Raw genomic sequence first — 13,738 nt, 5'->3', positions numbered from 1 at the left:
CGAATGTGAAATCCGTAAACGATTACGGCCAGTTGGCACAACTGGTGCGGCGCAATACCTCGTGGTAGCTTTCGCCGCATGGCACAAACCCTACGCATCATTAAGAAGTATCCGAACCGTCGTCTCTACGATACGGAAATCTCGAGCTATATCACGCTGGAGGAGGTCCGCCAGCTGGTGCTCGACGGGGAAACTTTCGAGGTCCGCGACGCCAAGTCCGGTGAAGACCTGACCCGCTCCGTGTTGCTGCAGATCATCGCGGAGCACGAGGAACACGGCCAGCCCATGCTGTCGCCGCAGCTGCTCTCCCACATCATCCGCTTCTACGGCGACTCCCTGCAGGGCTTCATGGGGCCGTACCTGGAGCGGAGCCTGCAGGTCTTCCTCGACCAGCAGCAACAGTTCCGCAACCAGCTGAACAGCCTGATGGGCCAGACGCCCTGGTCCATGCTGAACGAGATGACCGAGCGCAACCTCGACGTCTGGAAGTCGATGCAGCGCGGCTTCCTCGACGCCGCAACGGCCAAGCCGGCCGAGCCGGTCAGGCCCGCGACCCGCACGGGCAAGAAACCCAGCTAAGACGCCCCGCCGCCGCGGGCTTGCCCCCGGCGGCGCTGCGGCGCACGATGCGCTGCCCCGCAATATCTCGCGCCCGGATGCAGGCCTCCATGCCCCGTAACGACATCGCCGTGGTCGGCGCCGGACTGGTCGGCGCCCTGGTCGCCACCCTGCTCACCCAACGCGGTTTCCGCGTCACCGTCTACGAGAAGCGCTCCGATCCCCGCCAGGCGGGCTTCCAGGGCGGCCGATCGATCAACCTCGCCCTGGCCGAACGCGGCCTGCATGCCTTGCGCGCCACCGGTCTCGCCGACCGCGTGCTCGAGCAGGCGGTGATGATGCGCGGGCGCATGGTCCACGATCCCGCCGGCCATAGCGGCCTGCAACGCTATGGCGTGGACGATTCCGAAGTGATCTGGTCGGTGTCGCGTGGCGGCCTCAACACGCTGATGCTCGACGCCGCCGAGGCGGCCGGCGCCACGGTGCACTTCGACCAGGGCCTGGCGGGCGCGGACCTCGATGCGGGCACGCTCACGCTGCGAGACGCGCACGGCGTGGAACGCACCGTCGAGGCGCCCATCGTCATCGGCGCGGACGGCGCCGGTTCCGCGCTGCGCGCGGCCATGCACCTGCACTCGCCGTTGTGCGAGCGCGTGGAGGAACTCGGCCACGGCTACAAGGAACTGGAGATCCCGCCCGGCAGCGATCCCACCGCACCGTTCGCGATCGAGCGCAACGCGCTGCACATCTGGCCGCGCGGGCATTACATGTGCATCGCGCTGCCGAATCGCGAAGGCAGCTTCACCGTCACCCTGTTCCTGCCCAACGATGGCGAGCATCCGAGTTTCAGAACGATCGCCGGCGCGGGCGCCGCGGAAGCGTTTTTCCGCGCCGATTTTCCCGATGCGTTGGCCCTCATGCCCGAGTTCGCCGCCGACTGGTCGGCGCATCCCGTGGGCACCCTCGGCACGCTCTACCTCGATCGCTGGCATGTCGGCGGCCGCGCCTTGCTGATCGGCGACGCCGCGCATGCGATCGTGCCCTTCCATGGGCAGGGCATGAATTGCGGTTTCGAAGACGCGGCGGAGCTGGCGGACCTGTTCGCCGCCCAGCCAGGCGATGCCGCGGCCGTGTTCGCGGAGTTCGAGCGCCGGCGCAAGCCGAATGCCGACGCCATCGCACAGATGGCTCTGGAAAACTACGTGGAAATGCGCGATTCGGTCGCCGATCCGCATTACCTGCGCAAGCGCGAGCTAGGCGCGTTGCTGGCCGAGCGATCGCCCACGCATTACTTGCCGCGTTATCGCATGGTCACCTTTACCCACCTTCCGTATGCGTATGCGCTGGAGCGCGGGCGTGCGCAGGACGTGCTGGTGGAGCAGTTGCTGCGGGGGCATGAGGCGGTGGATTCGGTGGATCTGGACGCCGCCGTGCGCACGCTGGAGGCGACGCTGCCGCCGCTGCCGAGGCAGGCGTTCGAGCGGGGGTGAGGTTTCGCTCCGCAGGAATCGCCGACAGGGTCGGCTCCCACCGAGCCTGCCGATGCATGGGGTGAGGTTTCGCTTCGCAGGGATCGCCGACAAGTCGGCTCCCACACAACGCGGCCATACATGGACATCCGCGCGGCGGCCCGCAACAATCGTCGGATGACCGCCGCCATCGAACCCCCGATCCTGCTCGAAGCCCGCGCGCTCGGCTTCCTGCGCCAGGACGAGCCGGTGTTCGGACCGTTGGACTTCGCGCTGCGCGCGGGCGAGATCGCCCTCGTCGAAGGCGACAACGGCAGCGGCAAGACCACCCTCATGCGCGTGCTCACGGGCATGCTGCGGCCGGGCGAAGGCGAGGTGCGCCTCGACGGCGCCACTTTCTCGCTCGACACCATGGCCGGCATGGTCGTGTTCCTCGGCCATCATCTCGGGCTCAAGTTCGACCTGTCGCCACGCGAGAACCTCGCCGTGAGCGCCGGCCTCTATGGCCTGCGCGAAGGAGCGGACGCGGGCTCCGCGCTGGCCGAGGTCGGCCTGGCCGGCTTCGAGGACGAGCCCGTGCGGCGTCTATCCGCGGGACAGAAAAAGCGCGCCGCGCTGGCGCGGCTCCTCCTCGTGCCCGCACGCATCTGGCTGCTCGACGAGCCGTATGCGAATCTCGACCGCGAAGGCATCGCCCTGGTCAATCGCCTGCTCGAGCGCCACACCGCGCGCGGTGGCGCGGCCCTGGTGACCAGCCACGGCGCGGTCAGCTTCGCCGGCGGCGAACCCCGACGCATCCGGTTGCACGCGTGAGGCCCGGCAGCACGCCCGCCGCCTGCGCCGCCCTGCTGCGGCGCGACCTCACCCTGGCCTGGCGCCGCCGCGGCGACATCGCGCTGCCCGTGCTGTACGCCGTCATCGTCGCCACCCTGTTCCCGTTCGCGCTGGGCCCCGACCCGGCCCTGCTGTCGCGGATCGCCGGGGGCGTCGTGTTCGTCACCGTGCTGCTCGCCATCCTGCTCTCGCTCGACCAGCTCTTCCGCGCCGACATCGAGGATGGCTCGATGGAGCAGCTGATGCTCGCGCCGCAGCCGCTGGCGCTGCTGGTCGCCATGAAGATCCTCGCGCACTGGGTCACCGCCGCCCTGCCCCTGATCGTGGTGGCGCCGCTGCTGGCGGGCATGCTCAAGCTGCCACCGGAGGTCATCCCCGTGCTGGTCGCCGCGCTGTTGCTCGCCACGCCGCTGCTGAGCCTCATGGGCGCGGTGCTGGTCGCCCTGACGGCGGGAACGAGGCGCTCTGGTATGCTTCTCGCGCTCATGTTGCTGCCGTTGTGCGTGCCGGTCGTGATCTTCGCCGCCGGAGCCGTGGCCGCCGCGCAGGAAGGGCTGCCGTGGATCGCGCCGATCGCCTGGCTGGGAGCGGGGCTCGCCCTGGCGCTCGTCCTCGCGCCGCTGGCCTGCGCCGCCGCGCTACGCATCGCCATGGACACATGAACGCACGCAACCGCACGGTCCCATCGGGGGACTCACGGTGCTTGAACGAACCTGCGACGAGGATCGATGGCTAACTGGGTTCCGCTCTGGCTTCACCGCCTCGGCTCGCCGCCGGTGTTCTACCGTTTCGCCGGTGCCGTGCGCCCGTGGGCGCTCGGTCTCGCGCTGGTGCTGGGCGCGGTCGCGCTGTATGGCGGCCTGTTCATCGCGCCGGCGGATTACCAGCAGGGCGACGCCTACCGCATCATCTTCATCCACGTGCCCAGCGCATGGATGAGCCTGTTCATCTATGGCGCGATGGCGGTGGCCGCTTTCATCGGCCTGGTCTGGCGGATCAAGATCGCCGAAACCGTGGCGATGGAATCCGCTCCCATCGGCGCCGCCTTCACCTTCATCACCCTCGTCACCGGCTCGCTCTGGGGCAAGCCGATGTGGGGCACGTGGTGGACCTGGGATGCGCGGCTCACCTCCGAACTGGTGCTGCTCTTCATCTATCTCGGCGTGATCGGCCTGTACCACTCGTTCGAAGACCGTCGCCAGGGTGCCCGCGCGGCCTCCTTCCTGGTGCTGGTGGGCGCGGTCAACGTGCCCATCGTGCACTTCTCGGTGAACTGGTGGAACACGCTGCACCAAGCCTCGACGGTGCGCCTGCTCGGCCCGTCGCATATCGAGGCGAGCATGCTCTGGCCGCTGTTGACCATGATGGCCGCCACCAAGCTTTACTACATCGCCAGCCTGTTCGCCCGCGTCCGCGCCGACCTCGTCGCCTCCGAAGGCGGCAAGGGCTGGGTGCGCGACCTCCTGGCCGGCCGCGCGGGAAACGATCCCGCATGAGCCACGCCTTCGCCATGGGCGACTACGGTTTCTATGTCTGGTCCGCCGTCGCCGTCTTCTTCATCGTCCTCTTGATCGACACGCTGGCCCCGTTGGCCCGGCGCCGCCGCAACCTGCGCGAACTTCGCGCACGGCTCGCGCGCCAGGAAAACCGTCGCCGGCCGGGAACCCCTCCAAGCAATGAATCCGACGCGTAAACGCCGCCTCGCCATCGTGATCTCGGTCGTCGCCGCCGCCGCCGTGGCGGTGGGCCTGACCGTGTTCGCCCTGCAGCGGAACATGAATTACCTGTTCACCCCCAGCCAGGTGCAGGAAGGCCAGGCCACGCAGTACACCACCTTCCGCCTCGGCGGCATGGTGAAATCCGGCTCCATCCAGCGCGCCGCCGACACGTTGAAGGTGAGCTTCATCGTCGTCGACGACGGTGGCGCGATGCCCGTCGAATACACCGGCATCCTCCCGGACCTGTTTCGCGACAACCAGTCCGTGATAGCCACCGGGCGCATGGACAGCGGCCGCTTCATCGCCAGCGAAGTGCTCGCCAAGCACGACGAGAACTACATGCCGAAGGAACTCAAGGACGCCATGGCCAAGGCGCACGAGAACCGCAAGATCGACGACAAGAAGGACATGCCACGGTGATCCCCGAACTCGGCCAGTTCGCGCTCGCGCTCGCGTTGCTGCTCGCGCTTGTGCAGGGCGTCTTGCCGATCCTCGGCGCATGGCGCGGCAACGCGGCCTTGATCGCCGTGGCGCGTCCGGCCGCCGCGGGCCAGGGCATCTTCGTGTTCGCCGCCATGGCGATCCTCATCCACGCCTTCCTGCACTACGACTTCTCGGTGGCCTACGTCGCCGACAACTCCAACCTCGCCCTGCCCTGGTACTACCGCATCACGGCGGTATGGGGCGCGCACGAGGGATCGATGTTGCTGTGGGTCTTCATCCTCAACGTCTGGTCGGTCGCGCTGGCCGCCTTCAGCCGTCACCTGCCGCCCGCCTTCGTCGCGCGCGTGCTCGGCGTGCTGGGCCTGATCGGCGTCGGCTTCCTCGCCTTCATCCTGTTCACCTCCAACCCCTTCGTGCGCGAACTGCCGATGCCCGCGGATGGCGGCGACCTCAATCCCGTCCTGCAGGACCCGGGCATGACCTTCCACCCGCCCGTGCTGTACATGGGTTACGTGGGCTTCTCGGTCGCCTTCGCCTTCTCGATCGCCGCCTTGCTCGGCGGCGGCATGGAACAGGCCTGGGTGCGCTGGGCGCGGCCGTGGACGAACGTGGCCTGGGCCTTCCTGACCCTCGGCATCGTCGCCGGCAGCTGGTGGGCCTATGCGGAACTGGGCTGGGGCGGCTGGTGGTTCTGGGACCCGGTGGAGAATGCGTCGTTCATGCCCTGGCTGGTCGGCGTCGCGTTGATCCATGCGCAGGCGGTGACGGAAAAACGCGGATCGCTTCCCGCGTGGACGGTGCTGCTCTCGTTGTTCGCCTTCTCGCTGTCGTTGCTGGGCACCTTCCTCGTCCGTTCCGGCGTGCTCACCTCGGTGCATGCGTTCGCCTCCGATCCGCGCCGCGGCCTCTACATCCTGGGTTTCCTCATCATCGTGATCGGCGGATCGCTGCTGCTGTATGCGATCCGCGCGCCCAAGGTGGCCACGGGCAAGCCCTTCGCGCCGCTTTCGCGCGAAACCGGTGTCATGGTCGCCAACCTGCTGTTCACCACGGCGGCGGCGATGGTCTTGCTAGGCACGCTGTTCCCGTTGATCGGCGACGCCTTGAACCTCGGACGCATCTCGGTCGGACCGCCGTATTTCGGTTTCCTGTTCGTGATGCTGATGGCGCCCGCGGTGCTCTTGCTGCCGTTCGGCCCGTACCTTCGCTGGGGTCGTGCCGAAGGGCGGCAACTCACGGCGATGGCGTTGCGCGCCGGCGTCGCCGCGCTCATCTGCGCGATCGCCGCCGCCTTCTTCGCACAAGGCCATCTGCGCGCGATCGCCGGCGTGGCCGGCGCGGTGTGGATCGGCGCGGGCACGCTGTCCTACGTCATCAAGCGCTGGCGTGAGATGCCGCGCGGGCGGCGTTTTCCCGCGGAAATGGCCGGCATGCTGGTCGCGCACACAGGTGTGGCGATCTTCGTGATCGGCGTGATGCTTTCCGAATCGCTCAGCGTGGAACGCGACGTGCGCCTCGCGCCCGGACAATCTGAGTCCATCGGCGGCTACGACTTCCGCTTCGACGGGGTCGAGGAAACCGAAGGCCCGAACTGGCGCGCGGACGAAGGCGTCGTCACGATCCTCCGCGACGGCACCACGGTGGGCACGATGCATCCGCAGAAGCGCACCTATTCCCGCGGCCAGGTGCAGACCGAGTCGGCCATCGACGCCGGCCTGTTCCGCGACATCTACGTGGCGCTGGGCGAACCGATGGACGCGAACGACGTGCAGGGCGCGTGGGCCTTGCGCCTGTATCACAAGCCTTTCGTGCGCTGGATCTGGCTGGGCGGCCTGTTCATGATGGCCGGTGGCTTCCTCGCCGCCTGCGAGCGCCGCTTCCGGGCGAAGAAGATTCTCGCCGCCGAAGGCAAGCTCAAGGCGGAGGCGACGCCGGCATGAGCCGCCTGCTTCCCCTGATCGGCTTCCTCCTCCTGGTGGGCCTGTTCGGCTTCGGCATCTGGTGGAACACGCAGCACGACCAGCGCGAGATCGCGTCGCCGCTGATCGACAAGCCCGCACCCGCGTTCGCGCTGCCGGTGCTCGGCGAACCGTCGCGCACCGTGGACAAGGCGTCCCTGCTCGGCAAGCCCTATTTCCTCAACGTGTTCGCCAGCTGGTGCATCGAGTGCGTGCACGAACACCCGATGCTGATGACGGACATGAAGCGGCTCGGCCTCCCCATCGTCGGCTTCAACTACAAGGACGAGCCGGAAGCCGCCACGACGTGGCTGTCCGAGCACGGCAATCCCTTCGATGTGATCGTCGCCGACCGCGACGGACGCGCCGGCATCGATTTCGGCGTCTACGCGGCACCGGAAACCTTCCTGATCGATGCGAAGGGCGTGATCCGCTACAAGCGCATCGGCCCGATCACGCCCGAGGTGATCGAGAAGGAAATCCGTCCCGCTCTCGTCGCACTGGCGAAGGAAACGCCATGATCCGCCGCGCCCTTCTCTGGCTGGTGCTTTGCCTGCTGCCCGTCGTGGCCTGCGCGCAGGCCATCCAGCCCCTGCCGTTCCACGATCGCGCGGAAGAAGTCCGTTTCCAGAAGCTGACCTCCGAACTGCGCTGTCCGATGTGCCAGAACGAAACACTGGCCGACTCCAACGCGCCGATCGCGCACGACCTGCGCCGGCAGGTGTTCGAGATGATCCAGGCGGGCAAGAGCGACGACGAGATCAAGACCTACCTCGTCGACCGCTACTCGCAGTTCGTGCTGTACAAGCCGCCCGTCGAGCCGTCCACCTGGCTGCTCTGGTTCGGCCCGCTCGCCCTGCTCGCCGCCGGCGCCATCGTCGTCGCCGTGCAGGTACGCCGCCGCGCACGACAGAATCCCACCGTCGGCACGCCGGCCAACGACACCGAGGACGACTGGTGACACTCGCGTTCTATCTCGTCGCGGCGGCGATGCTCGCCCTCGCGCTCGCCCTGCTGCTCGTTCCGCTCGTTCGCCAGGGCCGCCTGCATGGCCGTCCGCGCGGTGTGTTCGCATGGGTAGTGGTCATTGCCCTGGTCCTGCCGCTGGGCAGCGCCGGCATCTACTTGCTCGTCGGTACGCCGTCGACCCTCGGTGGCGTCGAGCCGGCGAAGGAAATGACCGTCGGCGAAGCCATCGACAGCCTGCTGGCGCGCCTCAAGGAGCATCCCGACGACGCCCAGGGCTGGGTCCTGCTCGGCCAGACCTACAGCATGCTCAAGCAAGCACCCGATGCGCGCGACGCGTACGGCCGCGCCTTGAAAGCCGACCCGAAGAATGTCGCGGCGATGGTCGGATGGGCGGAAGCGGACTCACTCGTGCGGCCGGATCACCGCATCGAAGGCCGTGCCATGGATCTGCTCACCGGTGCGCTGGCCCTCGAACCGCAGAGCCAGCGGGCCTTGTGGCTGCTCGGCATCGCGCAGTTCCAGCAAGAGCGTTACACCGATGCCGCGGCCACCTGGCGCAAGCTGCAACCGCTGCTCGACCCGGATTCCAACGTGGCCCAGGCCGTGGCCCAGCAGATCGCCCTTGCCGACAAGCGCGCCGCGAACAAGCCCATGTAACGAACGGCCAGAAGCGTCGCGGCCAGCCGCCGCACCCAGGTGGGAAGCGGGCTGGCCCGCGAACCCTCGACGTGATGGATCGCGGGCCAGCCCGCTTCCCACCCAAGCGACGGGCATTCAATAATGCCGTTTCGGACCCAAGATCGAGTTCATGGCTGACGCCCGCAAATACCACGAACTGACTTCCCCGTTCCGCATGAAGCGCGGCGGGGAACTGCACGGCGCGCGCGTGGCGTTCGAGACCTGGGGCACGCTCGCGACCGGGCGTGACAACGCCATCCTGATCCTCACCGGCCTGTCGCCCAGCGCGCACGCGGCGGCCAACGCCGAGGACCCCAGCCCCGGCTGGTGGGAGGACATGATCGGCCCGGGCCGCGCGTTCGATACCGACCGCTACTTCGTCATCTGCGTCAACTCGCTCGGTAGCGACAAGGGCTCCACCTGCGCCGCCTCCGTCGATCCGGCCACCGGCGAACCCTATCGCCTGACCTTCCCCGAGTTGTCGCTCGAAGATGTCGCCAACGCCGCGTACGAAGCGGTGACGGGGCTGGGCATCGCGCAACTGGCCTGCCTGGTGGGTTGCTCCATGGGCGGCATGAGCGCGCTCGCGTACATGCTGCTGCATCCGGGCGCCACGCGGACCCACATCAGCGTCGACACCGCGCCGCAGGCGCAGCCTTTCGCCATCGCCATCCGCTCGTTGCAGCGCGAGGCGATCCGCCTCGACCCGCACTGGAACGAAGGCCGCTACGGCGGCGACGAGTGGCCGGAACACGGCATGAGCATCGCGCGCAAGCTCGGTGTCATCACCTACCGCTCGGCGATGGAATGGAACGGCCGTTTCGCCCGTATCCGCCTCGACCCGGAACAACGCGACGGCAACGAGCCGTTCGGCTTCGAATTCCAGGTGGAGTCCTACCTGGAAGGCCATGCGCGCCGCTTCAACCGCCAGTTCGACCCGAACAGCTACCTCTACCTCTCGCGCGCCAGCGACTGGTTCGACGTGGCCGAATACGGCGACGGCGACGTGATGCGCGGTCTGGCCCGGATTCACGTCGACCGCGCCCTGGTCATCGGGGTGAGCACGGATATCCTGTTCCCCCTGGAGCAGCAGGAAACCATCGCCAAGGGCCTGGAGGCCGCCGGGGCGCAGGTGGAATTCGTGGCGCTGGACTCGCCGCAGGGCCACGACGCCTTCCTGGTGGACATCGAGAACTACAGCCGGGCGATTGGGGGCTTCCTCCGCTCCCTGCTATGATCGGTGGCGACCGGCGTCCCCACGCCACCGCCTCCAGAGGTTCCATCCCATGATCACGGTCGACTTCCCGGGCAGCCGCAAGCTCATCGAGGCCATCGACGCCTCGGTCGCCCAGCCGAGCACCCCGGCGATCACCGACACCCTGCGCAACGCGCTGTGCCGGCTGATCCGCTCGCAGGAGGTGCAGCTGCCCCAGTGCGTGTTCGAGACCGCCGGCGACCACTACGCGCGCCGCGAGCTCTACCGCAGCGAGGAACACGGCTACAGCGTGGTCGCCATGACCTGGGGGCCCGGCCAGGGCACCCTGATCCACGACCATAGCGGCATGTGGTGCGTCGAGGGCGTCTGGAACGGCGCGCTGGAGATCGTCCAGTACGAACTGCTCGACCACGACGCCCAGCGCTACCACTTCCGCCCCGTCGGCTCGATCCAGGCCGGCCCGGGTTCCGCCGGCAGCCTGATCCCCCCGCACGAGTACCACACCATCCGCAACCCGAGCGAGGATGCGCTGGCCGTCAGCCTGCACATCTACTCGGGCCGCATGACCCAGTGCGCCGTGTTCAACCCCCAGGGCGACGACTGGTACCTGCGCGACGAACGCCAGCTGGGCCTCGACCGCGTCCACTGATTCCCGCATAATCGCGTCCATGCCCGAGTGGTGGAATTGGTAGACGCAGAGGACTCAAAATCCTCCGCCGCAAGGCTTGTCGGTTCGAGTCCGACCTCGGGCACCACATTGAAACCGTCCTCACCGAGGGCGGTTTTTTCTTTTCCGCTCCGGCCGCTACGAACTGCACCACCACCCGGCATGGGAAAGGCCCTGGTGGGAGCCGACCCTGTCGGCGATCCCGCGGCAGCGCGGCAGCGGGCAAAGTTACGGCAAGCACCCATCGCCGACAGGGTCGGCTCCCACCAGAGCTCACCGCTCCGTCGTCACCATCGTGCGATAGGCGCTGGGAGTCATCCCCACCGTCGCCTTGAATTGCCTTGCGAAGGCGCTCTGGTCGACGAAACCGCATGCCATGCCGATGGCGGCGATGCTGTCCTCGCCGCCGAGCAGGCGCATCGCGCTCTCGATGCGCACCTTGGTCAGCACCTGTTGCGGCGTGAGCTGGAAAACACGGCGGAAATGCCGCTCCAGTTGCGCGACCGACAAACCGGCGAGCGTCGCCAGCGTATGCACGCGGACGTTGTCCGCATAGTGTTCCTGCATGTGCGCCAGCACGCGACGCAGCCGGTCATACGTGGGATGCCTGCCGTCCGGCTGGCCCAGGTCGCGCGAAATGCCGATGACGCCACGCACCTCGCCGCGCGAGATCAACGGGCGTTTGCAGGTCAGGCACCAACCCGGCGCGCGATTGTTGAAGATGTGCACCTCGAGCTGGTTCTCGATCAGTTCGCCGGTCAGCACGCGGCGGTCTTGCGCCGCGTAGGAACCACCCATCGTCGTCGGAAACAACTCGGTCACGTCCTTGCCGATGATGTCGCTGCGATGCTTCAGGCCCAGGCGGCGAACCAGGGTGAGATTGGCGTGCGTGTAGCGGCCCTGGGTGTCCTTGACGAAGAACACCACGTCGGGAAGCGCATCGAAGAGCGGCTCGAGTTCATCGGCTGAAATCTTCACGGGCGCGGGGCTCCTCCGGGGCGAGCGGCGACGGCATGGGCAACGGGATATTTCGCTGCCGCACCGCATCATAAAGCCGATGGGCGGTTGGATGGCAAGTACGGTGGCATCGCCAAGGCGACCAGGCCACCCTCGCTAGGTATGCTGAATTCCGCATCTGAATCCGGCAAAGGTTTCTATCCCGCCGAGGCGCTCCCCGGCGAGCATGAAGCCATGCACACCCTCGACTTCATCGATTCGCATACCGGCGGCGAACCCACACGCGTCGTCCTGTCCGGCTTCCCCGACCTGGGCAACGGTTCGCTCGCCGAACGGCGGCGGCTGATGCGCGCGGAACACGACCGCTGGCGCCAGGCGATCGCCTGCGAGCCGCGCGGCTCGGACACCATGGTGGGCGCCCTGCTCGTACCGCCGGCCGATCCCGAGGCCTGCGCCGGCGTGATCTTCTTCAACAACGTCGGTTATCTCGGCATGTGCGGCCACGGCACCATCGGCACGATCCGCACCTTGCAGCACCTGGGACGCATCGGTCCGGGCCGCCACCGCCTCGAGACGCCGGTGGGTACCGTCGGCATCGAACTGCTCGATGATGGCCGCGTGTCGATCGACAACGTGGAAAGCTATCGCCACCGCAAGGACGTTCGTCTCGAGGTGCCGGGCTACGGCAGCGTCGTCGGCGACGTCGCCTGGGGTGGCAACTGGTTCTTCATCACGGCCGACACGCCGCTGCCGCTGACCCTCGACCATCAACGTGCGCTTACGATCTATACGGAGGCCATCCGCGCAGCGCTGGAACGCGAAGGCATCACCGGCGCGGACGGCGCGGAGATCGACCATATCGAATTGAACGCGGCACCCGGGCAACCCGACGCCGACGGCCGCAACTTCGTGCTCTGTCCCGGCATGGCCTACGACCGCTCGCCTTGCGGCACCGGCACCAGCGCCAAGGTCGCCTGCCTGGCCGCGGACGGAAAGCTCGCCACCGGTGCCGTCTGGCGGCAGGCCGGCATCCTCGGCAGCGTGTTCGAGGTGACTTTCCAGCCGGGGGCGTCCGGTGTCCTGCCACGCATCACCGGCAGCGCGCACGTCACGATGAAGGGGCAGATCCTGATCGACGAGGCCGATCCGCTGGCCTGGGGCATCGGCGCGGGGTGAGCGGTTACGACCTGATCATCGTCGGTGCCGGCATCGTGGGCGCGGCATGCGCCGACTACGCCACCGCGCAGGGCATGCGCATCGCCATCGTGGAACCGGGCGTCGTCGGTGGCGGCGCGACCGCCGCGGCGATGGGTCACCTCGTGGCCATGGACGACGATCCCGCCGAGCTCGCGCTGGCGCACTACTCGCTAGGCCTCTGGGAAGCGTTCGCGAACCTGCCGCAGGCGGAGTTCAGCCGCTGTGGAACCCTGTGGGTGGCCAGCAACGACGAAGAGTTCGCACGTATCCCTGAAAAGATCGCGCGGCTCGCCGCCTCGGGCGTCGTCGCGGAGCGGATCGACGCGCGGGAACTCTACCGCCTCGAACCCGCGCTCGCGCCCGGCCTCGCCGGCGGCATGCGCGTGGCGAACGAAGCGGTGGTGTTTCCTCCGGCTGTCGCCCGCCATGGGATCGACCAGGCGATCGCGCGCGGCGCCGTTTACCACCAGGATGCGGTGTTCCGCCTCGAAGACCACGGCGTGCTCCTGCGCGGGGGCCGGCGGTTGACCGGTCCCGTGCTGCTCGCCAATGGTGGTGCGTTGCCGTCCCTGTTGCCGGGCCTGCCGGTACGCCTGCGCAAGGGACACCTGGTGATCACCGACCGCTATCCCGGCGTGATCCGGCATCAGCTGCTCGAACTCGGCTACGCGGACAGCGCGCATGGTGGCGACGCCTCCAGTGTCGCCTTCAACGTTCAGCCGCGCCCCACCGGACAGATCCTGATCGGTTCATCGCGCGAATACGACGCCATGGACTCCGACGTTTCGATGGTGATGATCCGGCGCATGCTGGAACGGAGCTTTCGCTTTCTGCCACGGCTGCGTGAACTGGACGCGATTCGCCTGTGGACGGGTTTTCGTCCGGTAAGCGTGGATGGCCTGCCCTATCTCGGCCGCGCGCCGGGCCGCGACGATGTCTGGGTGGCGGCCGCGCATGAAGGGCTGGGCGTGACGACCTCCCTGGGCAGCGCGCGCGTGGTCATCGATCAGATCCTCGGCCGCGCGCCCGCGATCGATCCGGCGCCCTACGATCCCTCGCGGGTGCGGTCATGA

Annotated in this window: 16 protein-coding genes and 1 tRNA gene; 16 read left to right on the top strand and 1 reads right to left on the bottom strand. The window is 67.9% G+C overall.

Annotated features, from left to right (window positions below):
• Positions 1–78 precede the first annotated feature (78 nt).
• The 14 genes from phaR to AB6730_RS13200 all read left to right on the top strand — a co-directional run bounded on the left by phaR (position 79) and on the right by AB6730_RS13200 (position 10,599).
• Positions 79–579: a polyhydroxyalkanoate synthesis repressor PhaR gene (phaR, locus tag AB6730_RS13265; RefSeq protein ID WP_371024070.1), complete on the top strand. Its 501-nt coding sequence runs from the start codon at positions 79–81 to the stop codon at positions 577–579.
• Positions 580–668: 89 nt separating this feature from the next.
• Positions 669–2,048, top strand: coding sequence for an FAD-dependent oxidoreductase (locus AB6730_RS13260; protein ID WP_371024069.1), 1,380 nt, complete (start codon positions 669–671; stop codon positions 2,046–2,048).
• A 156-nt stretch (positions 2,049–2,204) separates the two neighbouring features.
• Entirely contained in the window at positions 2,205–2,840 is a 636-nt protein-coding gene (gene ccmA, locus AB6730_RS13255; protein WP_371024170.1) for a cytochrome c biogenesis heme-transporting ATPase CcmA, read from the top strand.
• Positions 2,837–3,523, top strand: a complete 687-nt coding sequence (gene ccmB / locus AB6730_RS13250) for a heme exporter protein CcmB (protein WP_371024068.1) — start codon at positions 2,837–2,839, stop codon at positions 3,521–3,523. The genes ccmA and ccmB overlap by 4 nt, the downstream gene beginning before the upstream one ends.
• A 66-nt stretch (positions 3,524–3,589) precedes the next feature.
• Positions 3,590–4,357, top strand: coding sequence for a heme ABC transporter permease (locus AB6730_RS13245; RefSeq protein ID WP_371024067.1), 768 nt, complete (start codon positions 3,590–3,592; stop codon positions 4,355–4,357).
• Positions 4,354–4,554 (top strand): heme exporter protein CcmD, encoded by a 201-nt coding sequence (gene ccmD / locus AB6730_RS13240; protein ID WP_306846465.1) that lies wholly within the window; start codon positions 4,354–4,356, stop codon positions 4,552–4,554. The genes AB6730_RS13245 and ccmD overlap by 4 nt, the downstream gene beginning before the upstream one ends.
• Positions 4,538–4,999 carry a cytochrome c maturation protein CcmE gene (ccmE, locus tag AB6730_RS13235; protein WP_371024066.1) on the top strand — a complete coding sequence of 154 codons (462 nt, stop codon included), beginning with the start codon at positions 4,538–4,540 and terminating at the stop codon, positions 4,997–4,999. Before ccmD ends, ccmE begins: the two co-directional genes overlap by 17 nt.
• A complete protein-coding gene (locus AB6730_RS13230) occupies positions 4,996–6,963 on the top strand; it encodes a heme lyase CcmF/NrfE family subunit (protein ID WP_371024065.1) in 1,968 nt (655 codons plus the stop codon). The genes ccmE and AB6730_RS13230 overlap by 4 nt, the downstream gene beginning before the upstream one ends.
• Positions 6,960–7,502, top strand: a complete 543-nt coding sequence (locus AB6730_RS13225; protein ID WP_371024064.1) for a DsbE family thiol:disulfide interchange protein — start codon at positions 6,960–6,962, stop codon at positions 7,500–7,502. Before AB6730_RS13230 ends, AB6730_RS13225 begins: the two co-directional genes overlap by 4 nt.
• Complete coding sequence (locus tag AB6730_RS13220; RefSeq protein ID WP_371024063.1) at positions 7,499–7,942, top strand: cytochrome c-type biogenesis protein; 444 nt, start codon at positions 7,499–7,501, stop codon at positions 7,940–7,942. The genes AB6730_RS13225 and AB6730_RS13220 overlap by 4 nt, the downstream gene beginning before the upstream one ends.
• Entirely contained in the window at positions 7,939–8,607 is a 669-nt protein-coding gene (locus AB6730_RS13215; protein ID WP_371024062.1) for a tetratricopeptide repeat protein, read from the top strand. The genes AB6730_RS13220 and AB6730_RS13215 overlap by 4 nt, the downstream gene beginning before the upstream one ends.
• 151 nt (positions 8,608–8,758) lie before the next feature.
• Positions 8,759–9,865: a homoserine O-acetyltransferase gene (locus tag AB6730_RS13210; protein ID WP_371024061.1), complete on the top strand. Its 1,107-nt coding sequence runs from the start codon at positions 8,759–8,761 to the stop codon at positions 9,863–9,865.
• Between the two features lie 49 nt (positions 9,866–9,914).
• Positions 9,915–10,493, top strand: coding sequence for a cysteine dioxygenase (locus AB6730_RS13205; RefSeq protein WP_371024060.1), 579 nt, complete (start codon positions 9,915–9,917; stop codon positions 10,491–10,493).
• A gap of 21 nt (positions 10,494–10,514) precedes the next feature.
• A tRNA-Leu gene (locus AB6730_RS13200) sits at positions 10,515–10,599 on the top strand.
• 185 nt (positions 10,600–10,784) lie between these two features.
• On the opposite strand, the gene AB6730_RS13195 is transcribed toward AB6730_RS13200, so the two are convergent.
• On the bottom strand, positions 10,785–11,489 hold the full coding sequence (locus AB6730_RS13195; protein ID WP_371024059.1) for a helix-turn-helix domain-containing protein: 705 nt from the start codon (positions 11,487–11,489) through the stop codon (positions 10,785–10,787).
• Positions 11,490–11,702: 213 nt separating this feature from the next.
• Here AB6730_RS13195 and AB6730_RS13190 point away from each other — a divergent pair, with 213 nt between their 5' ends.
• Positions 11,703–12,644 carry a 4-hydroxyproline epimerase gene (locus tag AB6730_RS13190; protein ID WP_371024058.1) on the top strand — a complete coding sequence of 314 codons (942 nt, stop codon included), beginning with the start codon at positions 11,703–11,705 and terminating at the stop codon, positions 12,642–12,644.
• Positions 12,623–13,738: an NAD(P)/FAD-dependent oxidoreductase gene (locus AB6730_RS13185; protein ID WP_371024169.1), complete on the top strand. Its 1,116-nt coding sequence runs from the start codon at positions 12,623–12,625 to the stop codon at positions 13,736–13,738. Before AB6730_RS13190 ends, AB6730_RS13185 begins: the two co-directional genes overlap by 22 nt.

Origin of the sequence: Luteibacter sp. RCC_6_2 (assembly GCF_041360655.1) — a bacterium.
In the GTDB taxonomy this organism is placed as follows: Bacteria; Pseudomonadota; Gammaproteobacteria; order Xanthomonadales; family Rhodanobacteraceae; genus Luteibacter.
The sequence above is the reverse complement of the archived record's forward strand: the minus strand, read 5'-3'. Positions and strand labels throughout refer to the sequence as shown.